The 23,642-nt window shown below is 60.9% G+C and carries 21 protein-coding genes; 18 read left to right on the plus strand and 3 right to left on the minus strand.

The genetic code is table 11. The features are described 5' to 3' along the window. Positions 1-28: 28 nt before the first annotated feature. A complete protein-coding gene (gene zapA, locus ASF13_RS01840; RefSeq protein WP_056231872.1) occupies positions 29-358 on the minus strand; it encodes a cell division protein ZapA in 330 nt (109 codons plus the stop codon). A 170-nt stretch (positions 359-528) separates the two neighbouring features. On the opposite strand from zapA, the gene ASF13_RS01845 reads away from it, so the two are divergent. From ASF13_RS01845 to ASF13_RS01880, 8 genes are all read left to right on the plus strand, one after another. Beyond that, on the plus strand, positions 529-1,110 hold the full coding sequence (locus ASF13_RS01845) for a YecA family protein (RefSeq protein ID WP_056231877.1): 582 nt from the start codon (positions 529-531) through the stop codon (positions 1,108-1,110). A 57-nt stretch (positions 1,111-1,167) separates the two neighbouring features. Continuing rightward, entirely contained in the window at positions 1,168-2,484 is a 1,317-nt protein-coding gene (gene pepP / locus ASF13_RS01850; protein WP_056231879.1) for a Xaa-Pro aminopeptidase, read from the plus strand. Continuing rightward, positions 2,481-3,659: a 2-octaprenyl-6-methoxyphenyl hydroxylase gene (ubiH, locus tag ASF13_RS01855; RefSeq protein WP_056231883.1), complete on the plus strand. Its 1,179-nt coding sequence runs from the start codon at positions 2,481-2,483 to the stop codon at positions 3,657-3,659. Before pepP ends, ubiH begins: the two co-directional genes overlap by 4 nt. Positions 3,660-3,672: 13 nt before the next feature. Beyond that, a complete protein-coding gene (gene ubiI, locus ASF13_RS01860; RefSeq protein ID WP_056231886.1) occupies positions 3,673-4,875 on the plus strand; it encodes an FAD-dependent 2-octaprenylphenol hydroxylase in 1,203 nt (400 codons plus the stop codon). Between the two features lie 454 nt (positions 4,876-5,329). Beyond that, positions 5,330-6,424, plus strand: a complete 1,095-nt coding sequence (gene gcvT, locus ASF13_RS01865; RefSeq protein ID WP_056231898.1) for a glycine cleavage system aminomethyltransferase GcvT — start codon at positions 5,330-5,332, stop codon at positions 6,422-6,424. Between the two features lie 34 nt (positions 6,425-6,458). After that, the gene (gene gcvH, locus ASF13_RS01870) at positions 6,459-6,845 is read left to right on the plus strand and encodes a glycine cleavage system protein GcvH (RefSeq protein WP_056231901.1); all 387 of its coding nucleotides are present in this window, start codon (positions 6,459-6,461) and stop codon (positions 6,843-6,845) included. Between the two features lie 57 nt (positions 6,846-6,902). Next, entirely contained in the window at positions 6,903-9,776 is a 2,874-nt protein-coding gene (gene gcvP, locus ASF13_RS01875) for an aminomethyl-transferring glycine dehydrogenase (protein ID WP_056231904.1), read from the plus strand. A 261-nt stretch (positions 9,777-10,037) separates the two neighbouring features. Beyond that, positions 10,038-10,688, plus strand: a complete 651-nt coding sequence (locus tag ASF13_RS01880; RefSeq protein WP_056232335.1) for a hemolysin III family protein — start codon at positions 10,038-10,040, stop codon at positions 10,686-10,688. A 6-nt stretch (positions 10,689-10,694) separates the two neighbouring features. On the opposite strand, the gene ygfZ is transcribed toward ASF13_RS01880, so the two are convergent. Then, a complete protein-coding gene (ygfZ, locus tag ASF13_RS01885; protein WP_056232338.1) occupies positions 10,695-11,681 on the minus strand; it encodes a tRNA-modifying protein YgfZ in 987 nt (328 codons plus the stop codon). Between the two features lie 226 nt (positions 11,682-11,907). On the opposite strand from ygfZ, the gene sdhE reads away from it, so the two are divergent. The 5 genes from sdhE to creD all read left to right on the plus strand — a co-directional run bounded on the left by sdhE (position 11,908) and on the right by creD (position 16,111). Then, positions 11,908-12,174, plus strand: a complete 267-nt coding sequence (gene sdhE, locus ASF13_RS01890; RefSeq protein ID WP_056231907.1) for an FAD assembly factor SdhE — start codon at positions 11,908-11,910, stop codon at positions 12,172-12,174. Further along, positions 12,155-12,562 (plus strand): protein YgfX, encoded by a 408-nt coding sequence (locus ASF13_RS01895; RefSeq protein ID WP_056231909.1) that lies wholly within the window; start codon positions 12,155-12,157, stop codon positions 12,560-12,562. The genes sdhE and ASF13_RS01895 overlap by 20 nt, the downstream gene beginning before the upstream one ends. Beyond that, positions 12,562-13,254, plus strand: coding sequence for a two-component system response regulator CreB (creB, locus tag ASF13_RS01900; RefSeq protein ID WP_056231911.1), 693 nt, complete (start codon positions 12,562-12,564; stop codon positions 13,252-13,254). The genes ASF13_RS01895 and creB overlap by 1 nt, the downstream gene beginning before the upstream one ends. Then, on the plus strand, positions 13,254-14,678 hold the full coding sequence (creC, locus tag ASF13_RS01905; RefSeq protein ID WP_056231913.1) for a two-component system sensor histidine kinase CreC: 1,425 nt from the start codon (positions 13,254-13,256) through the stop codon (positions 14,676-14,678). The genes creB and creC overlap by 1 nt, the downstream gene beginning before the upstream one ends. Before the next feature lie 80 nt (positions 14,679-14,758). Further along, the gene (creD, locus tag ASF13_RS01910) at positions 14,759-16,111 is read left to right on the plus strand and encodes a cell envelope integrity protein CreD (RefSeq protein ID WP_056231914.1); all 1,353 of its coding nucleotides are present in this window, start codon (positions 14,759-14,761) and stop codon (positions 16,109-16,111) included. 71 nt (positions 16,112-16,182) lie between these two features. Here creD and fldB read toward each other — a convergent pair whose 3' ends face one another. Further along, on the minus strand, positions 16,183-16,701 hold the full coding sequence (gene fldB, locus ASF13_RS01915; RefSeq protein WP_056232341.1) for a flavodoxin FldB: 519 nt from the start codon (positions 16,699-16,701) through the stop codon (positions 16,183-16,185). Positions 16,702-16,892: 191 nt separating this feature from the next. Here fldB and xerD point away from each other — a divergent pair, with 191 nt between their 5' ends. The 5 genes from xerD to lysS all read left to right on the plus strand — a co-directional run bounded on the left by xerD (position 16,893) and on the right by lysS (position 22,976). After that, positions 16,893-17,786: a site-specific tyrosine recombinase XerD gene (xerD, locus tag ASF13_RS01920; RefSeq protein ID WP_056231917.1), complete on the plus strand. Its 894-nt coding sequence runs from the start codon at positions 16,893-16,895 to the stop codon at positions 17,784-17,786. A gap of 46 nt (positions 17,787-17,832) precedes the next feature. After that, positions 17,833-18,534 (plus strand): bifunctional protein-disulfide isomerase/oxidoreductase DsbC, encoded by a 702-nt coding sequence (dsbC, locus tag ASF13_RS01925; protein WP_056231920.1) that lies wholly within the window; start codon positions 17,833-17,835, stop codon positions 18,532-18,534. A gap of 2 nt (positions 18,535-18,536) precedes the next feature. Then, on the plus strand, positions 18,537-20,258 hold the full coding sequence (gene recJ / locus ASF13_RS01930) for a single-stranded-DNA-specific exonuclease RecJ (RefSeq protein WP_056231923.1): 1,722 nt from the start codon (positions 18,537-18,539) through the stop codon (positions 20,256-20,258). Positions 20,259-20,347: 89 nt separating this feature from the next. Then, positions 20,348-21,446, plus strand: a protein-coding gene (gene prfB / locus ASF13_RS01935; RefSeq protein WP_101505333.1) for a peptide chain release factor 2 whose coding sequence is annotated in 2 segments (ribosomal slippage) — positions 20,348-20,422 and positions 20,424-21,446 — 1,098 coding nt in all. Because the reading frame shifts where the segments join, the coding sequence is not laid out codon by codon here. Positions 21,447-21,455: 9 nt separating this feature from the next. After that, positions 21,456-22,976: a lysine--tRNA ligase gene (gene lysS, locus ASF13_RS01940; RefSeq protein WP_056231928.1), complete on the plus strand. Its 1,521-nt coding sequence runs from the start codon at positions 21,456-21,458 to the stop codon at positions 22,974-22,976. The last annotated feature ends 666 nt before the right edge of the window (positions 22,977-23,642 follow it).

Here is a 23,642-nt window from a genome sequence, read left to right on the forward strand (position 1 = left end):
TCACTCTATCACAGGTAACGCCAAAGTGTTATTCGAACTTCGCACCGGTACGTTCAGTTATGCGACCCTGCTCAAGCAATGCCTGTTCAATGGTCTGCTGCAGCATGCGAATGCGTTGTTCCATGTTAGACGCATAGTCGCGGGTTTTAACCTTCTCCTGCGCCAGCTCATGACACACATTCAGGGCAGCGATAAACACCAGTTGCTCTGTATTAGTGACTCTAGTGCGAACTTTTAAGTCTTGCAAACGCTGATTGAGGTCTTCTGCGGCCAGGTTCAGCGCATCTTGCTGTTCCGGCGGACAATTTACTCTCAAAGAACGGCCAAAAATTTGAAGATCTACCGGTTGTGCAGACATGCCACCTTCCTGACTGAATTACTGCGCCCGCTATCACCCTGGCCATTCGTTGGCTCGGGAGGGGCGCCACTATAACTACCCCAAATAGAAGAAACAACCCCTTTCTGGAATCGATGAGGCACCTGGTGGTAGCATAACACGAACTCATCAGCCAACGACGAAGTAAACGTATGTCACTGACTAATACCATGCCGGGTTATAACGCCCTGGCCTCCGTACTGACGCAGCAGGGTGTCGGCATGACGCCCGCTGAAATGCATGGCCTGCTAAGCGGGATCATCTGCGGTGGAAACCGCGATGGCCGCTGGCAGTCACTGGTTCATGACCTGACCAATGAAGGCATGGCCTTCTCCCACGTGCTCAGCGTTCCGCTGCAGGAGTTGCACCAGGCAATCGGTGAATCGCTGGAAGATGAAGGCTTTCTGTTTCAGCTCTACCTGCCGGAAGATGACGATATCACCGTGTTTGACCGCGCGGACGCGCTGGCCGGCTGGGTTAACCACTTCCTGCTCGGGCTGGGCGTCACCCAACCGAAGCTCGACAAAGTGAAAGGCGAAACCGGCGAAGCGATTGACGATCTGCGCACCATTGCCCAGCTCGGCTACGATGAAGATGAAGACCAGGAAGAGCTGGAGCAGTCGCTGGAAGAGGTGGTGGAGTACGTGCGCGTTGCGGCGCTGCTGTGCCACGACACCTTTACCCGTCAGATGCCGCCGGTCAACGCGGTAGCGAGCAAGCCGACCCTGCACTAACGGATTAAACGGCCCTGTGGCTCAGCCAGGCCCGATCACTCACTCATGGAGATGCCAATGACCCAGCAAGAGTTTTTGCGCCGCCGTCAGGCGCTGTTAGCAAAAATGGTACCGGGCAGTGCGGCACTGATCTTTGCCGCCCCGGAAGTGACCCGCAGTAACGACTGCGAGTATCCGTTCCGGCAAAACAGCGACTTCTGGTACTTCACCGGTTTCAACGAGCCGCAGGCACTGCTGCTGCTGATCAAGAGTGACGCGAAGCACAGCCACAGCGTGCTGTTTAACCGCGTGCGCGATCTGACCGCGGAGATCTGGTTTGGCCGTCGTCTGGGGCAGGATGCGGCCCCGGCAGCGCTGGCGGTGGATCGTGCGCTGCCCTGGGACGATCTCGGCGCACAGCTGCACCTGCTGCTCAACGGGCTGGATGTGGTTTACCACGCGCAGGGGCAGTATGCTTTTGCTGACCAGCTGCTGTTCGCCGCGCTGGATAAACTGCGCGCCGGCTCGCGGCAAAATCTGCAGGCGCCGGCCAGCGTCACCGACTGGCGGCCGTGGGTGCACGAGCTGCGCCTGTTTAAATCGGCGGAAGAGCTGGCGGTCATGCGTGAAGCCGGTCGCATCAGCGCGCTGGCGCATACCCGGGCGATGCAGCAGTCACGGCCGGGGATGTATGAGTATCAGCTGGAGGGTGAGATCCAGCATGAATTTAACCGTCACGGGGCACGCTTTCCCGCTTACAGCACTATCGTCGGTGCCGGCGACAACGGCTGTATCCTGCACTACACCGAAAATGAGGGGCAGATGCGCGACGGCCAGCTGGTGCTGATCGACGCCGGCTGCGAGTATCAGGGCTATGCCGGTGATATCACCCGTACCTTCCCGGTGGGCGGCACCTTTAGCGCGCCGCAGCGGGCGATTTACGACATCGTGCTGGCCTCGCTGCAGCGGGCGCTGGAACTCTATCGCCCCGGCACCAGCATCCGTGCGGTGACCGCTGAGGTGGTGGAGGTGATGGTGAGCGGGCTGGTCAGGCTGGGCATCCTGCAGGGCGATGTGGCTACGCTGGTCGCCGAACAGGCGTACCGTCCCTTCTTTATGCACGGTCTCAGCCACTGGCTGGGGCTGGACGTGCACGACGTCGGCCACTACGGCGTCGATCGTGACCGGCCGCTGGAGCCGGGCATGGTGCTGACCGTAGAACCGGGGCTGTATATTGCGCCTGACGCTGAGGTGCCGCCGGAGTACCGCGGCATCGGCATCCGCATTGAAGACGACATTCTTATCACCGCTGAAGGCAACGAAAACCTGACCGCGACGGTGGTAAAAGATGCCGACGAAATTGAAGCACTGATGGCGGCAGCGAAGCAACAATGAGCATAATTATTACGGGCGGGGGGATGGCCGGGGCGACGCTGGCGCTGGCCATCTCTCATCTGACCGGCGGTGCGCTGCCGGTGACGCTGGTGGAGGCCACGGAACCTGGCAATCGGGCACATCCCGGCTATGATGGCCGGGCCATTGCCCTTGCCGAAGGAACCTGTCGCCAGCTGGCGGCGATCGACCTGTGGCCGCTGTTGGCTCCCTGCGGTACCGCCATTCGCCACGTGCACGTCAGCGATCGCGGCCATGCCAGCTTTGTTTCGCTGGACGCAGCCGATTACGGCATCAGCGCGCTCGGCCAGGTAGTGGAACTGCACGATGTCGGCCAGCGGCTGTTCGCCCGCCTGCAGCAGGCGCCGGGCGTCACGCTGCGCTGCCCGGCCACGGTGGCGCAGGTGGACCGTTCGCAGCAGGGCGTCAGCGTGGTGCTGTCCGATGGCGAAACGCTGACCGGCCAGCTGCTGGTGGCGGCGGACGGTGCGCGCTCCCCGGTAGCGGCCGCCTGCGGCGTGCAATGGCACAGCGAGGATTATCAGCAGGTGGCGGTGATTGCCAACGTCTCGACGCAGCAGGCGCACAACGGCCGTGCCTTCGAGCGCTTTACCGAACACGGCCCGCTGGCGCTGCTGCCGATGTCCGCCGGCCGCAGTTCGCTGGTGTGGTGCCATCCGCTGGAAAACCGGGCGCAGGTCGACGGCTGGGGCGACGATGAGTTTCTCACCCGGCTGCAGCAGGCGTTTGGCTGGCGGCTGGGACGCATTACCCAGGTCGGCCAGCGCGACAGCTATCCGCTGCGGCTGCAGCGCGCAGGGCAGCACGTATCGCACCGGCTGGCGCTGGTGGGCAACGCCGCGCAGACACTGCATCCGATCGCCGGCCAGGGTTTTAACCTCGGCATGCGTGACGTGATGTCGCTGGCTGAAACCGTGGCGGCCAGCTGGCGAGACGGGCAGGACGTCGGCAGTTTCACTACGTTACAGCGCTATCAGCAGCGCCGCCGGCCGGACACCGCGGCGACCATCGGCGTCACCGACGGCCTGGTCAGACTGTTTGCTAACTGCTATGCGCCGCTGGTGATCGGGCGCAATCTGGGGCTGATGGCGATGGACCATCTGCCGCCGTTACGTAATTTGCTGGCCGGGCGCACGTTGGGCTGGGTTAAGCGTTAAGGAGAGAGCAGTCATGCAAACTTATGATGTGATTATTGCCGGAGGCGGCATGGTCGGTCTGGCGGTGGCCTGTGGCCTGCAGGGCAGCGGGTTGCGCGTGGCGGTGCTGGAGCGCGAACAGCCGCAAGCGCTGGCGGCGGATGCGCCACCGGCCCTGCGCGTGTCGGCGATCAACGCCGCCAGCGAGCGGCTGCTACAGCATCTCGGCGTCTGGAGTACTATTCTGGCAACGCGGGCCAGCGCCTACCACGGCATGCAGGTGTGGGATCGCGACAGCTTTGGTGAAATTGCTTTTGACGACGGTCAGCAGGATCTGACCCACCTGGGGCATATCATTGAAAACCAGGTGATCCATCAGGCGTTGTGGCAGCGGGCGCAGAGCCTCAGCGACATTACCCTGCTGGCCCCGGCCGAGCTGCAGCAGGTGGCCTTTGGCGAGAATGAAGCCTTCGTCACCCTCAGCGACGGCACGATGATGACGGGACGCCTGCTGGTGGCCGCCGACGGGGCTAATTCCTGGCTGCGCAACAAGGCGGATATCCCGCTGACCTTCTGGGATTATCAGCACCATGCGCTGGTGGCCAACATCCGTACCGGGCAGCCGCATGGCGCGGTGGCGCGTCAGGTGTTTCACGGCGACGGCATTCTGGCCTTTCTACCGCTCAGCGATCCGCACCTCTGTTCCATCGTCTGGTCATTGTCGCCGCAGGAGGCCAGCCGCCTGCAGTCGATGCCTGATGAGGTGTTTAACCAGCAGCTGGCCGTTGCCTTTGATCTGCGCCTCGGCCTGTGTCAGGTCGAAAGCGAGCGTCAGACCTTCCCGCTGGCCGGCCGCTACGCGCGCAACTTTGCCGCGCACCGGCTGGCGCTGGTCGGCGACGCCGCGCACACTATTCATCCGCTGGCAGGCCAGGGCGTTAACCTCGGCTTTATGGATGCGGCAGAGCTGATCGGCGAAGTGCGTCGCCTGCAGCAGCAGGGCAAGGATATCGGTCAGCACCTCTACCTGCGCCGCTACGAGCGCAGCCGCAAGCACAGCGCGGCGCTGATGCTGGCGAGCATGCAGGGTTTTCGTGAGCTGTTTGACGGCAACAATCCGGCGAAAAAGCTGCTGCGCGACGTCGGCCTGGCGCTGGCGGACGTGCTGCCCGGCGTCAAGCCGCGGCTGTTAAAGCAGGCGATGGGCCTGCACGATCTGCCGGAGTGGCTGCGTTAATGCTGTAAAACAGAAGAAAAAGGTGGGGGCTACGGCCCCCATTTTTAATTCGTTATCTGCTCCCCCCCCACGTTGTCCATTTCTGGCGCAACGATTGCCCCTTTTTTGCGCATCGTTTGATTTATTCTAATTTTACGCCGTAGTTCGGATTAGTTTTAGTAATGATGGTGTGCGCCGAATGAAGAGGGATTTCCCTCCGGCCGTCTCGGATTGCTGAGGTAAATCTGCCTTTTTGTGCTTAGCATGCTGTTTATGTGGGTTAACTCTCGTTAAAGCAGTGAAATAAACTGCATCATTATTCGGGGTTTTTCGTGCACTCTACAGGTTCGACCCTGTTTAACTTATGGTTAACCGCGCACGTCGGTGGTAAGTTCAGCAGGAAGGTAACGTTTGCGCCCGGCCGCGATCGGTGGCATGTGGCGTTAGTCAGCAACCGGATATCAGGTAAGGAATGATGACTCAGCAAACTCCGTTGTTTGAACAGCATCAGGCCGCGCAGGCGCGGATGGTGGACTTCCACGGCTGGATGATGCCGTTGCACTATGGTTCACAGCTTGATGAGCACCATGCGGTGCGCCGCGATGCCGGCATGTTCGATGTTTCCCATATGACCATTGTTGATCTGCACGGCGCACGTACGCGGGAGTTTCTCCGCTACCTGCTGGCCAACGACGTCGCCAAACTCACTTCCCCTGGCAAAGCGCTATACACCGCCATGCTGAACGCCTCGGGCGGCGTTATAGACGACCTGATCGTCTATTTCCTCGCTGAAGATTTCTTCCGCCTGGTGGTCAACTCTGCCACCCGCGAGAACGATCTGGCATGGATCTCGCAGCAGGCACAGGCTTACGGCATTGAGCTGACCGAGCGTGATGACCTGGCGCTGCTGGCGGTGCAGGGCCCTAACGCTCAACAAAAAGTGCAGTCGCTGCTGGATGATGCGCAGCGGGCGGCGGTAGCAGGCATGAAACCGTTCTTCGGCGTGCAGGCGGGCGACTGGTTTATCGCCACCACCGGCTATACCGGCGAATCCGGTTATGAAATTGCCCTGCCGGCGGCGCAGGTGGTGGATCTGTGGCAGCGCCTGCTGTCGGCAGGAGTACAGCCCGCCGGGCTGGGCGCGCGGGATACGCTGCGGCTGGAGGCCGGGATGAACCTGTACGGCCAGGAGATGGATGAAAGTGTCTCACCGCTGGCCGCCAATATGGCCTGGACCATCGCCTGGCAACCGGCAGATCGGCCGTTTATCGGCCGTGAAGCGCTGGAGAGCCAGCGTGAGAAGGGCACGATGCAGTTGGTCGGCCTGATTATGACCGAGAAAGGCGTGCTGCGTAACGGGCTGCCGGTGCGCTTTACCGATGCCGGCGGCAACGTGCAGGAAGGCGTAATTACCAGCGGCTCGTTCTCACCGACGCTCGGTTACAGCATTGCGCTGGCACGGGTGCCGGCGGGGATTGGCGAGCAGGCCATTGTGCAGATCCGCAACCGTGAAATGCCGGTCAGGGTCTGTAAACCGGCGTTCGTGCGTGGCGGTCAGCCAGTGATTTAAAACGATTATTCCCGACCTTTTGGAGATCCAGTGAATGAGCAATGTACCGAGTGAACTGAAGTACTGTGAAAGCCACGAGTGGGTGCGTAAGGATGCCGACGGTATCTATACCGTCGGCATCACCGAGCACGCGCAGGAGCTACTGGGCGATATGGTGTTTGTTGAACTGCCTGAAGTCGGCAACGTTTATGGCAAAGACGATGAATGTGCGGTGGCCGAATCGGTGAAAGCCGCATCCGATATCTATGCTCCGATCGGTGGCGAAATCATCGCGATCAACGACGTTCTGCAAACCTCGCCGGAGCTGATTAACAGTGAGCCCTACGGTGACGGCTGGCTGTTTCGCATTAAAGCCAGCAATGAAGCCGAACTGGCGACGCTGCTGAGCGCGGAAGCCTACAGCAGTTCCATCAGCGAATAACCTTCTCTCCCCGTGGCCGGTGGACGCCGGCCTGCTAACCCGCAGGATTGACCGCTCATGAACCAGACCCTCAGCCAGCTTGAACATCACGGCGCCTTTATCGGCCGCCATATTGGACCTTCATCCGAGCAGCAGGCAGCGATGCTGGCCGCGGTTGGAGCCGATTCACTCAGTGAACTGATTGCCTCAATTGTGCCTGCCGACATTCAGCTGCCCGGCCCGCCGGCGGTGGGCGATGCGGTGACCGAGCATCAGGCGCTGGCCGAGCTCAAGGCGATTGCCGCGCAAAATCAGCGTTATAAATCCTATATCGGCATGGGCTATACGCCGGTGCTCACGCCGCCGGTGATCCTGCGTAACATGCTGGAGAATCCGGGCTGGTACACCGCCTACACGCCCTATCAGCCTGAAGTATCTCAGGGGCGGCTGGAAGCGCTGCTTAACTTCCAGCAGCTGACGCTGGATCTGACCGGGCTGGATATCGCCTCCGCCTCGCTGCTGGATGAAGCCACCGCGGCGGCAGAAGCGATGGCGATGGCCAAACGGCTGAGTAAGCTGAAAAACGCCAACCGCTTCTTCGTGGCCGACGACGTTCACCCGCAGACGCTGGACGTGGTGCGCACCCGCGCCGAGACCTTTGGTTTCGACGTGCTGGTCGACAAAGCCGACAAGGTGCTGGAGCTGGAAGGAGTATTTGGCGTGCTGTTACAGCAGGTGGGCACCGGCGGCGAAGTACACAACTACGGCCAGCTGATCGCGGAACTGAAGCAACGCCAGGTGCTGGTCAGCGTCGCCGCCGATCTACTGACGCTGGTGCTACTGGAGGCACCGGGCAGGCAGGGGGCCGATATTGTGTTTGGCTCCGCGCAGCGCTTTGGCGTGCCGATGGGCTACGGCGGCCCACACGCGGCCTTCTTTGCCGCCCGCGATGAGTTTAAGCGCTCGATGCCGGGCCGCATTATCGGCGTATCGCGCGATGCCGCCGGCAACACCGCGCTGCGCATGGCGATGCAGACCCGTGAGCAGCATATTCGCCGGGAAAAGGCCAACTCCAATATCTGCACCTCGCAGGTGCTGCTGGCCAATATTGCCAGCCTGTATGCCGTTTTCCACGGCCCACAGGGGTTAAAACGCATCGCCAGCCGCATTCACCGGCTGACCGATATTCTGGCCGCCGGGCTGCAGAACGGCGGACTGACGCTGCGCCACCACAGCTGGTTCGACACCCTGACGGTCGAGGTGGCCGATAAGGCGGCGGTGCTCGACCGCGCCCTGACCTTTGGCCTTAACCTGCGCACCGATCTGCTGCATGCGGTGGGGATCACCCTTGATGAAACCACCCGCCGGGAAGATATCGCGACGCTGTTTGCGGTACTGCTGGGCGACGATCACGGCCAGGATATCGACGCGCTGGATGCGCAGGCCAGCGCAGAGAGCCGTTCGCTGTCGGACGCGCTGCTGCGCCGTGAGGCGATTCTTACCCATCCGGTGTTTAACCGCTACCACAGCGAAACCGAGATGATGCGCTACATGCACAGCCTGGAACGCAAGGACCTGGCGCTGAACCAGGCGATGATCCCGCTGGGCTCCTGCACCATGAAGCTGAACGCCGCGGCGGAGATGATCCCGATTACCTGGCCCGAATTCGCCGAGCTGCATCCGTTCTGCCCGCCGGAGCAGGCGGGCGGCTATCTGCAGATGATTGGCCAGCTTTCGCAGTGGCTGGTGCAGCTGACCGGCTATGACGCGCTCTGCATGCAGCCAAACTCCGGCGCGCAGGGTGAGTATGCCGGGCTGCTGGCGATCCGCCGCTATCACGAAAGCCGTAATGAGTGCTCGCGCAATATCTGCCTGATCCCGGCCTCGGCCCACGGTACCAACCCGGCCTCGGCGCAGATGGCCGGCATGGATATTGTGGTGGTGGCCTGCGACAGACAGGGCAATATCGACCTGCACGATCTGCGCAACAAGGCAGAGCAGGCGGGAGAAACGCTCTCCTGCATTATGGTCACCTATCCGTCTACCCACGGCGTGTACGAAGAGACCATCCGTGAGGTTTGCCAGATCGTTCATCAGTTTGGCGGCCAGGTTTACCTGGACGGGGCGAATATGAATGCGCAGGTGGGAATCACCACGCCGGGCTATATAGGCGCTGACGTCTCGCACCTCAATCTGCATAAAACCTTCTGCATTCCGCACGGCGGCGGCGGTCCCGGCATGGGGCCGATCGGCGTGAAGGCGCACCTGGCACCGTTCGTACCGGGGCACAGCGTCATGGAAATTGAGGGGATGCTGACCCGTCAGGGTGCGGTTTCCGCCGCGCCGTTTGGCAGCGCCTCGATCCTGCCGATCAGCTGGATGTATATCCGCATGATGGGGGCGGAAGGGCTGAAGCAGGCCAGTTCGGTGGCGATCCTCAACGCCAACTATATAGCCACCCGGCTGAAGTCATCCTATCCGGTGCTGTATGCCGGAGCCGACGGCCACGTGGCGCACGAATGCATTCTGGATATCCGTCCGTTGAAGGAGCAAACCGGTATCAGCGAGCTGGACATTGCCAAGCGGTTAATTGACTACGGCTTCCACGCGCCGACCATGTCGTTCCCGGTGCCGGGCACGCTGATGGTGGAGCCAACCGAGTCGGAGAGTAAAACCGAGCTCGACCGCTTTATCGACGCGATGCTGTCGATCCGCAGCGAAATCGATCGGGTGGCGGGCGGTGAGTGGCCGGCGGAAGATAACCCGCTGGTCAACGCGCCGCACACCCAGATGGAGATTGTTGGCGAGTGGTCACACCCGTACAGCCGTGAGCTGGCGGTGTTCCCGGCAGGCAGCGTCAATAAGTACTGGCCGACGGTGAAACGCCTGGACGACGTTTACGGCGATCGTAATCTGTTCTGCTCCTGCGTGCCGATGAGCGAATACGAGTAAACCTGCCGGCGCGGCGGGCCTGCCTGGCCGCCGCGCGCTGTGGCTAACTCAGCCAGCCTTTGGTGTGCGCCGCCTCCCTGAAAAAATTCGCCCGCAGTGTGAGGGAAACGTTTGCGTATTACATGCCAGAAAGTGTTACATCGTTTCATACTTTTTTCAGCTTACAGTTGTACTCTGAAATATTTCTCGGTTAGGCTGTCAGGAAATCAGGCTATCGCATCGGGCGATAGTCGGCGGAGCAGGAGATCGCGGTTGAACAGAGTGAAACAGAACGTTCTGGAGCCGGAGTATTCGCTGGCAGAGGAAGTGGTCAACAGCATCAGCCACGGCATCGGCTGCCTGCTGGGCGTTATCGGGCTGGTGCTGCTGCTGAGCCAGGCCAGCGACGCCGGTGCCGGTGCGCTGGCCATCACCAGTTACAGCCTGTACGGCGGCAGCATAATCCTGCTGTTTCTTGCCTCGACGTTGTACCACGCCATCCCGCATCCGCGGGCCAGGTACTGGCTGAAGAAGATTGACCATGCCGCCATCTATCTGCTGATTGCCGGCACCTATACGCCGTTTCTGCTGGTGGGGCTGAAGTCGCCGCTGGCGCACGGCCTGATGGTGGTAATCTGGAGCCTTGCGCTGGCCGGGGTGGTGTTTAAACTGGCCTTCGCGCACCGCTTTGCCGCGCTGTCGCTGGTGACCTACCTGCTGATGGGGTGGCTGTCACTGGTGGTGCTGTATCAGATGGTGCTGCGCCTGCCGGCCGGCAGCGTCTGGCTGCTGGCCGTCGGGGGCATCGTCTACTCGCTGGGGGTTTTCTTCTACGTGGCGAAGCGTATTCCTTACAACCATGCCATCTGGCACGGCTTTGTACTCGGTGGCAGCCTGTGCCACTTCTTCGCCATTTATTTTTATATCCGTTAAGGCTGGTCAGCCTGCGGTGATTTCATAAGGCAGCGGCTGGATGCTCAGTTCGCCGCCTTCATCGCCCTGTACCCGAAGTACCGTATCGGCTTCCAGATCGTTGTTCAGCACCGCCTGCACCCAGACATCACCATTTTCTAACCGGCAGGCGGTGAGGATAGTACCGGTACGCCGCCAGTTTTCGCCCATCTTCATCTCCAGCGCGTCGTTAGCCTCAGGCACCCGGCCGGCTTGCCCCGCCAGCCAGTAGAGCGCACGCTTGTTGGCGCCGCGGAATTTGGCCCGCGCCACCATCTCCTGGCCGGTGTAGCAGCCTTTCTTAAAGCTGATGCCGTTCAGCGCCTGAATATTGGTCGCCTGCGGAATAAACTGCGCGCTGGTGGCGCTGTCGATCACCGCGAAGCCGGCTTCGATCTCCAGCGCCAGCCACTGGTTACTGTTATTCAACTGTGCCGTTGCGGCCAGTTTGTCAGCCAGCGCCTGCGCCTGTGATGCACTGGTCACCAGCAGGAAACGCTCGGCCGGCAGCTCCTGCCACAGCAGGGTGGTCTCATCCTGCTGCACCACCGGGGTGTCGGCATCGGGCAACTGGCTGAACACCCCGGCCAGCGCCGCGCGCGCGCCCAGGCCGGCAACGCCAAGCAGCACCGCGTCGTCATCGGCGGCCAGCGTCACTTTGGCGAAGACCGCATATTTTTTCAGCTCCTGCAGCTGGTTATCACGCAGGCTGCGGCGCGCAATATAGGCCAGCCCTTCTCCACGGTGGAACAGGCGCAGGTTGCTCCACATCTTGCCTTTCGCATCGCAATGGGCTGCGGGCTGGTGCCGGGTGGCGTCCAGCGCGGCAACGTCCAGCGTCAGCTGCCCCTGCAGATAGCTGACCCGGTCAGCGCCGGTGGCGGTGACCAGCGCCCACTCTTCCAGTGAAATCAACGTGAGCGGCAGCTGGGATGCGGGCTGCGGCGGGCCCGGCGGGAAAGTAAGACTCGACATGGTGCCATCCTGATTCAGCGAAAATGAGGTAAAGTTGCTGTTCATGTTAAAAGAGCCGTCCTGCTTTGCAACCTGTTTCCTGAAGAAGCGGCACAAATCGCATGATAACCCTGCAACCGTTGTTGCTGATTTGCGGGCGGGTACTCAGGCTGTGTACTGGGGCATCAACAGCGGCGGCAAAACGGGTTACACTGTGCGCCTGGTTGATTAAACGACGTTGAGACACATGGATATTAGTAATAAATCACGTATTCACTGGGCGTGCCGTCGCGGCATGCGTGAACTGGATATGGCAATTATGCCGTTCTTCCAGCATGAGTTTGACTCCTTAACAGATGCCGATAAGCAGGTGTTTGTACAACTCCTGAAAAGTGATGACCCCGACCTGTTCAACTGGTTGATGAACCACGGTGAACCCGCTGACCCGGAACTGAAACGCATGGTGTTACTGATCCAGCAGCGGAACCAGCAACGTGGCCCGGTGGCAATCTGAGTTACGGCTCTCGCGCTGCGCCTGCCGCCTCTCTCTGCTGCTGCACGGCGCGGTGCTGATGTCGTTGCTGCTGTCCCACTGGCCTGCATCGGTTACGCCATGGTGGGGGGTGTTACTGGCGCTGACGCTGCTGGAAAGCGTGCGTAGCCAGCGCCGTATCCGCCGTCGAACGGGGTACCTCAGTTGGTCACTGGGCAGGCAGCTGCGCTGGCGTGAACAGCGCTGGCACCTGCAGCGGCCCCCCTGGCTCACGCCGTGGGCGATCCTGTTGACGTTGCGTAACGCACGCGGGAAGCGTGAACGGCTGTGGCTGTTTGCCGATGCCATGCCGCCGGCGGCATGGCGATTATTGCGTCAGCGGCTGCTGATGCCTGAAGGAGACGTGTAATGTCCGGCGCCACGGTCTGGCTGGTGGAGGATGAAGCCAGTATTGCCGATACCCTGATTTATATGCTGCAGCTGGAGGGCTTTACCACCCGCTGGTTTGCCCGCGGCCTGCCGCTGCTGGATGCGCTGGCTGACGGCCCGCCGGACCTGGCGATCCTCGACGTCGGCCTGCCGGATATCAGCGGCTTTGAGCTGTGCCGCCAGCTGCTGGCCCGTCAGCCCGATCTGCCGGTACTGTTCCTTACCGCCCGTAGCGAGGAGCTCGATCGCCTGCTCGGGCTGGAAATTGGCGCGGATGACTACGTGGCTAAGCCCTTTTCACCGCGTGAAGTCTGCGCACGGGTGCGTACCCTGCTGAAGCGTCTGCAGAAGCAGCAGCGTATTGCGGCATCGTCGCTGCAGTCGATCGGCCGTTTCACCCTCGATGATGAAGCCGCGCGCATTACGTGGTGCCGGCAGCCGCTGCCGCTGACGCGCTACGAGTATCTGCTGCTGAAGACCCTGCTGCACTCCCCCAACCGGGTATTCTCACGCCAGCAGCTGATGGCGCAGGTGTGGACTGATGCCGAAGAGAGCCTTGAGCGCACCGTGGATACCCATATTAAAACTCTGCGCGCCAAGCTGCGGGAGATTGACGAGGCAGCAGTGCTGATAACCCATCGCGGACTCGGCTACAGCCTGGCGGTAGGGTGATGAAAATCGGCATGCGCCTGCTGCTGGGCTACTTCCTGATCGTGGCGGTGGCGGCCTGGTTTGTGCTGAATATCTTTCTGCAGGAGATTAAGCCCGGCGTGCGGCGTGCTACCGAAGGCACGCTGGTGGATACCGCTACGCTGCTGGCGCAGTTCGCCCGTGCCGATCTGCGCAGCGGCCATCCGGCGCACGGGCAGCTGGCACAGGCGTTTGCCGCGCTTGGCGACTACCCGGTAGCGGCGAATATCAGCGGCATCGTCAAGCGGCGTAACGAGTATCGGGTCTATCTGACCGACCATCGCGGCATCGTACTGTTTGACTCGGCGGGCGTGGCGCTGGGGCAGGACTATTCGCGCTGGAATGACGTCCTGCTGACCCTGCGCGGCCAGTACGGCGCGCGCAGCACCCGCAGCGTGGCGGAAGATGAGAACAGCACGGTGATGTACGTGGCGGCCCCGGTGCGTGAGGGCGACCGCATCGTCGGCGTGCTCAGCGTCGGCAAGGCCAACAGCACCATGCTGCCGGTGATCCGCCGCAGCGAGCGCCGCGTGCTGTGGGCCGGGGCGGCGCTGCTGGGGATTGCGCTGCTGACCGGGCTGGCGTTTGTGCTGTGGATCAACCGCTCGCTGGGGCGGCTCTCGCGTTATGCTGACGCGGTCAGCGCCGGTAACACGCCGCCGCTGCCGGCGCTGAACAGCAGCGAGCTGCGCAAGCTGGCGCAGGCGCTGGAGAGCATGCGGCTGAAGCTGGAAGGCAAGCGCTACATCGAGCATTACGTCTACGCGTTGACCCACGAATTAAAGAGCCCGCTGGCGGCGATCCGCGGCGCGGCGGAGATTATCCATGAGTGCCCGCCCGCCGGGGTGATCCGCCGCTTCTCCGGCAATATCCTGCAGCAGAACCGGCGTATGCAGCGGCTGATTGACCATCTGCTGCGCCAGGCGCAACTGGAGAATGTGCCGGAGATCGTGCGCCAGCCGGTGGCGCTGCTGCCGCTGGTTGAATCACTGTGCGCCAGCCGCATCGTACAGGCGCAGGGCAAACATCTGCAGATCGATCGCGACTCGCTGCAGGGGCTGAACGTGGCCGCCGACCGGCTGCTGCTGGAGCAGGCGCTGGCAAACCTGCTGGATAACGCGCTGGATTTCACCGCCGCCGGCGGCAGCGTGACCTTCAGCGGCGGGCAGGATGCCGATGAGATCTGGCTGCAGGTGAGCGACAACGGCAGCGGCATCCCCGATTACGCCATCGGCCATATCTTTGAACGTTTCTACTCGCTGCCGCGCGGCGACGGCGAGAAGAGCAGCGGGCTGGGTCTGGCCTTTGTGCGCGAGGTCGCACGCCTGCATCAGGGCAGCATCGCCCTTACCAACCGGCCGCAGGGCGGCGTCAGCGCGCTGCTGACCTTAAAAAATAGCCGCTGACTTCACCGTCCCTTCACACAACTTCATCTTCACCCCACACGGCGGGGCTATCTTCTGCGCACTGACACAGGAGATCTCTAATGATAAAGTCCGCTCTGTTCTGGAAAGTTCTTACCCTGGCAGGTTGCCTGCTGCTGCTGCTGGTGCCGCTTAGCCAGCTCAATTCACTGATTGCTGAACGCAGCGCCTGGCGCGATACGGTAGCCGACAAACTCAGCCAGAGCACCAGCGGGCCGCAGCGCCTGCTGGGTCCGCTGATCGTGGTGCCGTACAGCATCACCCGTTTGGTCAGTGACGGTGAAAAAACCCAGCCGCAACGGCTCGACTATCTGCGCTATTACCTGCCGGAAGAGCTGAAAATCGTCGGCGATCAGCAGGTTGAGCCGCGCACCATCGGTATCTACCAGGGGCAGGTGTGGCGCAGCGGGCTGACCGTTAACGCCCGCTTTGACCGCAGCCGGCTTAGCGATCTGCAGAAACCGGAGATCGTCATCGGCGAGCCGCGGGTGGTACTGGTGGTGGGGGATTCACGCGGTATCAGCGCGGTCAGCGCGCTGGAGACCGGCGGCCAGCCGATCGATTTTCAGCCCGGCAGTGAGCTGGACGGTAACGGTGAAGGCCTGCACGCCGTGCTACCGCCAGCGCTGTTGCAACAGCCGACGCTGCAACTCAGTTTCACCCTTAAGCTGCAGGGCACACAGCAGCTGCAGGTGGTGCCGCTGGGTAAAAACAGCCGCTTTGACCTGAAGAGCAACTGGCCACATCCGGGCTTTACCGGCGGCTTCCTGCCGGAACGGCGGGAGGTGAGCGCCCAGGGCTTCAGCGCCAGCTGGCAAAGCAGCTGGTTTGCCAATAACCTCAACTCACGTTTTCACGATGACGCCAGAATACAGGCGCAACTGCTACCGGCCTTTAGCGCCACGGTGGTCAACCCGGTCGATCAGTATCAGCTGACGCAGCGGGCGGTAAAATACGCCATCCTGCTGATCGGCCTGACCTTTATGACCTTCTTCCTGTTTGAAACGCTGAGCGCGCTGCGCGTGCATCCGATGCAGTACCTGCTGGTCGGGCTGTCGCTGGTGATGTTCTTCCTGGTGCTGCTGGCGCTGTCCGAACATATCGGCTTTAACCTCGCCTGGCTGGCCGCCAGCCTGACCTGTGCGGCCGTGAACGGCTTCTATCTGCAGGCGATTTTAGGTGGACGGCGCGCGCTACTGTTTACCGGCGGTCTGCTGCTGCTGGACGCGGTGCTGTGGCAGCTGCTGCAGTCCGAAGACAGCGCGCTGCTGCTGGGCACCGGGGTGCTGATGGTGGCGCTGGCGACGGTGATGGGGCTGACGCGGAAAATTGACTGGTACGCTCTGCGCCAGCCCGTCGCTGAGCCGCTGGCTGAGGAGGATCAGGAGGAGGGCCGTTTTCGGCTGTGGAAATAACCGGGCTTAACCGATCTCAATCCTGCGCGGTGGTAAGCACCGCGCTTACCGCCCCACAGAGCGACAGGCGACTACAGCAGTTCGGCCATTTCGGTCAGGATCTGCTCGCACCACTGGGCGATGCGTTCATCGGTGAGGTCGAACTGATTCACATCGTCCAGCGCCAGGCCCACGAACTGCTGACCGTCCGCGGTCAGCGGTTTTTTACTGGTAAATTCGTAGCCTTCGAGCGGCCAGCGGCCGACAAACTGTGCGCCGCACGGGGCCAGCACGTCATGCAGCATGCCCAGCGCATCGAGGAACCACTCGCTGTACTCGCCCTGATCGCCCATGCCGTACAGGGCAATCACCTTACCCTGCAGATTAAGGCCGGGCAGGTCGCTCCATACCGCCTCCCAGTCCTCCTGCAGTTCGCCGAAGTCCCAGGTCGGGATACCGAGGATCAGCAGGTCGTACTGCTCCATCAGCGCCGGCGAATCGTCTTTCAGATTGTGCAGGGTGACCAGATCTTCGCCGATAAAATCGCGAATTTTCTCAGCGGCCATCTCGGTGTAGCAGGTGCTGGAGCCGTAAAACAGACCAATGTTCATCTTAATCGAACTCATCTCTCCTTAAAGCATGGCGGCGATTGTACCAGATTTAGTCAGGAATAAGGCATAATGGGCGACATTCAGGCGGCGGCAGACGGCATCATTATGCTGATATTGCAGTGAAAAGCGGCGGTTCAGCGCGCACAAAACGCCACGCCTGGCAAGAAAACGCAACATTCAGGAGCAAACCGGTGGAGGATAACGATCTTGTCGAGCAGTTCCTCGATGCCTTGTGGATAGAACGCAATCTGGCGGAGAACACCGTGGCTTCCTACCGACTCGACCTGCGCTCGCTAACCGGCTGGCTGGCGCATCAGCAGCTGTCGCTGCTGAGTGTGGATGCGGTCAGTCTGCAGGGCTTTCTCGCCGAACGGCTGGAGGGCGGCTACAAGGCTACCAGCTCAGCCCGTTTGCTGAGCGCGATGCGGCGGCTGTTTCAGTACCTGTACCGCGAGTCGCTGCGCGGCGACGATCCCAGCGCACTGCTGTCGTCGCCAAAGCTGCCTCAGCGCCTGCCGAAAGATCTGTCGGAAGCGCAGGTGGAGCGGCTGCTGCAGGCCCCGTGTCTGGAGCAGCCGATTGAACTGCGTGATAAGGCGATGCTGGAGCTGCTGTACGCCACCGGGCTGCGCGTCAGCGAACTGGTTGGGCTGACCCTCAGCGATATCAGCCTGCGTCAGGGGGTGGTACGAGTGATCGGTAAGGGCAATAAAGAGCGCCTGGTGCCGATGGGCGAAGAGGCGGTGCACTGGATTGAGCAGTTTATTACCTATGGCCGCCCGATGTTGCTGAACGGCCAGCCGCTGGACGTGCTGTTTCCCAGCAACCGCGCGCAGCAGATGACCCGGCAAACTTTCTGGCATCGCATTAAACATTACGCCACACTGGCGGGTATCGACGGTGAAAAACTGTCGCCGCACGTGCTGCGCCACGCCTTCGCCACGCATCTGTTAAACCACGGGGCGGATTTACGCGTGGTACAGATGCTGCTGGGGCACAGTGATTTATCGACTACACAGATTTATACGCACGTGGCGACAGAACGCCTGCGGCAGTTGCATCAGCAGCATCACCCGCGTGCATAATTTCAGAGCACTACCGCCTGCACGGCAGGCCGGATAAGGATAGAAGATGAAAAAGCACCTGTTACTCTCCCTGCTGATTGCCTCAGTCAGCGGCTTTGCGCAGGCTGACGATGCCGCCATTCAGCAGTCGCTGAAAAAACTGGGCCTGGAGCAGACCGAAATTCAGCCCTCGCCGCTGGCCGGTTTTAAAACCGTGCTGTCGGAGAGCGGCGTGCTGTACGTTACCGACGACGGTAAACACTTTATCCAGGGGCCACTGTACGACGTCAGCGGCGCGCAGCCGGTCAACGTCACCAATAAGCTGCTGGAAGGTAAGGTCGACGCGCTGGCAAAAGAGATGATCGTGTATAAAGCGCCGAAGGAGCAGCACGTGATTACGGTGTTTACCGATATCACCTGTGGCTACTGCCGCAAGCTGCACGAACAGATGCCTGACTACAACGCGCTGGGTATCACCGTGCGTTATCTGGCCTTCCCGCGGGAAGGGCTGAACGGGCAGGTGGCGAAAGAGATGAAGTCGATCTGGTGCAGCGCCGACCCGCGCAAGGCCTTTACCGCCGCGATGAAAGGCGAGAAGGTGGCCGCTGCCGACTGCAAAATTGACATTGCGCAGCACTACAAGCTGGGCGTGCTGTTCGGCATTCAGGGCACGCCGGCGATGCTGCTGGAAAACGGCATGATGGTGCCGGGTTATCAGGGGCCACAGGATCTGAAAAAACTGCTCGATAGCCAGAAAAACGGCGGCTGATTTTGCATAAACCTGAAACTACCCTTCGTCGCCGCCAGGCGACGGAACAGAGTGCTCTGCCTGACGAACTGCATCCGCTGTTGCGGCGGCTGTACGCCAACCGCGACGTGCGCGAGGCCGGCGAACTGGAGCGCGGCGCCAAAAATCTGCACCCGTTTCACAGCCTGAGCGGCATCGACCGCGCCGCCGCGATCCTGCAGCAGGCGCTGGCTGACCAGCGCTGCATTATGATCGTCGGCGACTTTGACGCGGACGGAGCCACCAGCACCGCGCTGACGGTGCTGGCGCTGCGCGGGATGGGCGGCAGCAACGTAAAATACCTGGTTCCAAACCGTTTCGACGACGGTTACGGCCTCAGCCCGGAGGTGGTGGAGCAGGCGGCGGCGCGCGGCGCGCAGCTGATCCTCACCGTGGATAACGGCATCTCTTCCCACGCCGGCGTGGCGCTGGCGCATGAAAAAGGCATTCAGGTGGTGGTAACCGATCACCACCTGCCGGGGGAAACCCTGCCCGATGCCGACGCCATCGTGAACCCCAACCTCAGCGACTGTCAGTTCCCGTCACGGGCGCTGGCCGGCGTTGGCGTGGCCTTTTATCTGATGCTGGCGCTGCGCGCGCGCCTGCGCGACAGCGGCGTCACCACGCTGCCGAACCTGGCCGAATGGCTGGATCTGGTGGCGCTGGGCACGGTGGCGGACGTGGTGCCGCTGGACGCCAACAACCGCATTCTGGTCTGGCAGGGGCTGAGCCGCATCCGCGCCGGCAAGTGCCGACCGGGTATTCGTGCGCTGCTGGAGATCGCCAACCGCGATGCCCGCAGCCTTGCGGCCAGCGACCTCGGCTTTGCCCTCGGGCCGCGGCTGAACGCAGCCGGCCGCCTTGACGATATGTCGGTCGGTGTGGCGCTGCTGCTGAGCGAGGATCTTGCCCAGGCGCGGATGCTGGCTAACGAACTGGATGCGCTGAACCAGACGCGAAAAGAGATTGAGCAGGGCATGCAGTCGGAGGCGCTGACGCTGTGCAACGGCCTTGAGGCCAGCAGCGAGGCGCTGCCGCTCGGCATTGCCATGTATCATCCCGACTGGCATCAGGGGGTGGTCGGTATCCTCGCCTCACGCCTGAAAGAGCGCTTCCACCGGCCGGTGATCGCCTTCGCCCCGGCGGGTGACGGCACGCTGAAAGGCTCCGGCCGCTCTATTCAGGGTTTCCATATGCGCGACGCGCTGGAGCGGCTGGACACCCTTAACCCGGGGCTGATCGTCAAGTTTGGCGGCCACGCGATGGCCGCCGGGCTGTCGCTGGAGGAGGCCAACTTCACGGCGTTCCGCGATCGCTTTGCCGAACTGGTCGGGGACTGGCTGGATGAAGCCGCGCTGCAGGGCGTGGTGTGGAGCGACGGTGAACTGATGGCGCAGGAGCTGACGCTGCCCACCGCCGAACTGCTGCGCGAAGCCGGACCCTGGGGGCAGGCGTTCCCGGAGCCGACCTTTGACGGTAAGTTCAAACTGCTGCAGCAGCGGCTGGTCGGCGAGCGTCACCTGAAAATGATGCTGGAACCGCTCGGCGGCGGGCCGCTGCTTGACGGCATCGCCTTTAACGTTGATACGGCTTTGTGGCCGGACCCGAGCGTCAAACAGGTGGAGCTGGCCTACAAGCTGGACGTTAACGAGTTTCGCGGCAATCGCAACCTGCAGCTGATCGTTGACCATCTCTGGGCGCTGTAAGCATCAGCGCTACAAACCGACCGTCGTTTCGGTTAAACTGCTTTGTTACATTCACGCCCTTTTCGATCACTACATAAGATCTCAAAATCATGTTTGAAATTAATCCGGTAAAAAACCGCATTCAGGATCTCACCGAGCGCAGCGACGTTCTTCGGGGGTATCTTTGACTACGATGCTAAGAAAGAACGCCTGCAGGAAGTAAACGCCGAGCTGGAACAGCCGGACGTCTGGAACGAACCTGAACGCGCCCAGGCGCTGGGTAAAGAGCGCTCCTCGCTTGAGGCCATCGTTGAAACCCTCGATCTGATGACCCAGGGGCTGGAAGACGTCAGCGGCCTGCTGGAGCTGGCGGTCGAAGCCGACGACGAAGAGACCTTTAACGAGGCGGTGGCGGAACTCGACGTACTGGACAAGAAGCTCGGCGAATTAGAATTCCGCCGCATGTTCTCCGGCGAATATGACAGCGCCGACTGCTATATGGATATTCAGGCCGGTTCCGGCGGCACCGAAGCCCAGGACTGGGCCAGCATGCTGCTGCGTATGTACCTGCGCTGGGCGGAAGCCAAAGGCTACAAAACCGAAATCATCGAAGAGTCAGACGGTGAAGTTGCCGGCACCAAATCGGCCACCATCAAGATCATCGGCGACTATGCGTTCGGCTGGTTACGTACTGAAACCGGCGTGCATCGCCTGGTACGTAAGAGCCCGTTCGACTCCGGCGGCCGTCGCCACACCTCGTTCAGTTCGGTGTTTATCTACCCGGAAGTGGACGACAACATCGATATCGACATCAACCCGGCCGACCTGCGCATTGACGTTTACCGCGCCTCCGGTGCCGGTGGCCAGCACGTCAACAAAACCGAGTCCGCGGTGCGTATTACCCACCTGCCGACCAACATTGTGGTGCAGTGCCAGAACGACCGCTCCCAGCATAAGAACAAAGATCAGGCCTTCAAGCAGCTGCGCGCCAAACTGTATGAGTATGAAATGCAGAAGAAAAATGCGGATAAACAGGCTGCGGAAGACAACAAGTCTGACATTGGCTGGGGCAGCCAGATCCGTTCTTACGTACTGGACGATTCGCGCATCAAAGATCTGCGCACCAGCGTAGAGACGCGCAACACGCAGGCGGTTCTGGACGGCGATCTGGATCGTTTTATCGAAGCAAGTTTGAAAGCAGGGCTATAAGGAACTCACATGTCTGAACAACAACCGCAGGCCGCTGATGCCGCACTTGAGCTGAACAACGAACTGAAAACGCGTCGCGAAAAGCTTAAGGCGCTGCGTGAAACCGGCCTGCCGTTCCCGAACGACTTCCGCCGTGACCGCACCTCTGAGCAGCTGCACGCTGAATTTGGTGATAAAGAGAACGAAGAGCTGGAAGCGCTGGGTATTGAAGTCAGCGTGGCCGGCCGTATGATGACCCGCCGTATCATGGGTAAAGCCTCGTTCGTCACGCTGCAGGACGTCGGCGGCCGCATTCAGCTGTATGCGTCGCGCGATGACCTGGCCGAAGGCGTGTACAACGAGCAGTTCAAGAAGTGGGACCTTGGCGATATCGTCGGTGCCCGCGGCAAGCTGTTTAAAACCAAAACCGGTGAGCTGTCGATTCACTGCAGCGAACTGCGCCTGCTGACCAAAGCGCTGCGCCCGCTGCCGGACAAGTTCCACGGCCTGAACGATCAGGAAACCCGCTACCGCCAGCGTTATCTGGACCTGATTGCCAACGACACCTCGCGCAACACCTTTAAAGTGCGTTCGCAGATCATGGCCGGTATCCGCAGCTTTATGGTTGGCCGCGACTTTATGGAAGTGGAAACCCCGATGATGCAGGTGATCCCTGGCGGCGCATCTGCGCGTCCGTTTATCACCCATCACAACGCGCTGGACATCGACATGTACCTGCGTATTGCCCCGGAGCTGTACCTGAAGCGTCTGGTGGTCGGCGGCTTCGATCGCGTATTCGAAATCAACCGTAACTTCCGTAACGAAGGTATTTCGCCGCGTCATAACCCTGAGTTCACCATGATGGAACTCTATATGGCGTATGCGGATTATAAAGACCTGATCGAGCTGACCGAAAGCCTGTTCCGCACCCTGGCGCAGGACGTGCTGGGCACCACCGTGGTGCCTTACGGCGAGGAGACCTTCGATTTCGGTAAGCCGTTTGAGAAGCTGACCATGCGTGAAGCGATCAAAAAGTATCGCCCGGAAACCGAGCTGAGCGATCTGGACGATTTCGATAAAGCGGTGGCGATTGCCCGGGCGATCGGCATCAAGGTTGAGAAGAGCTGGGGCCTCGGCCGCGTGGTCACCGAGATCTTCGAAGAGACCGCCGAAGCGCACCTGATCCAGCCGACATTCATCACCGAATACCCGGCGGAAGTGTCGCCGCTGGCGCGCCGTAACGATGACAACCCGGAAATCACCGACCGCTTCGAGTTCTTTATCGGCGGACGTGAAATCGGTAACGGCTTCTCAGAGCTGAACGATGCGGAAGACCAGGCCGAGCGTTTCCTGCAGCAGGTTAACGCCAAAGACGCCGGTGATGACGAAGCGATGTTCTACGACGAAGACTACGTCACCGCGCTGGAGCACGGCCTGCCGCCAACGGCTGGCCTCGGCATCGGTATCGACCGTATGGTGATGCTGTTCACCAACAGCCACACCATCCGCGACGTGATCCTGTTCCCGGCCCTGCGCCCGAGCAGCAAGTAAGCGTTCGCCACCCGGCCCGTTCGCGGGCCGATGATGCCGGTCACCCAGGTGGCCGGCATTTTTTTTGCCGGTTGCCAGTGAAAGTTTAAGGGCGGGCAAGTTGCAGACAGCAAAAAGGAGAGCGTTTGCTCTCCTTTTAAGGTTGTTCTACGACAGCCATAAGCTGAAGGGTTAGCCGCTGCCTAACCAACCGGATACTTGTTCTTTACGAACCGACCCCGGCCAGGGTGCTACGCGGGTCTCGTCTGGATTTTAAGAGCGGGGAGACTCAAGCACACTCTGGGTGAAATTTATACTCCCTTTTTAGCGTTCAATCAAGCGCGTCTGGTTCCGGCAGAGCTAAACACCGAGCTGCCGGGCAGTGCGATCTCTGCGTTGTTTACCAGAGTGCAGCATCCTGCGAAAAACAGACCATATACGCAAGTCGCCTAACTGCTCTTCGGTTGGATTACCTTCCGGCACCGTTAACAACCAGTCGCGGCAGGCGTGATCAACACTGATATGTGTTCCCTGAAGAATGAGTCCCACGACAGTTCCCTCTGTTGTCCGAAGCAAACACCTTACCTGCAATATTCCCGCAGCAGGAAGCAGGTCGGACACTGAATAGTCACAGGTTGCGAGATGGCTTCCTGAATTCTGTGGGAGACAGCACTTTTATTACGTCAT

Origin of the sequence: Erwinia sp. Leaf53, from assembly GCF_001422605.1 — a bacterium.
Taxonomy (GTDB): Bacteria; Pseudomonadota; Gammaproteobacteria; order Enterobacterales; family Enterobacteriaceae; genus Erwinia.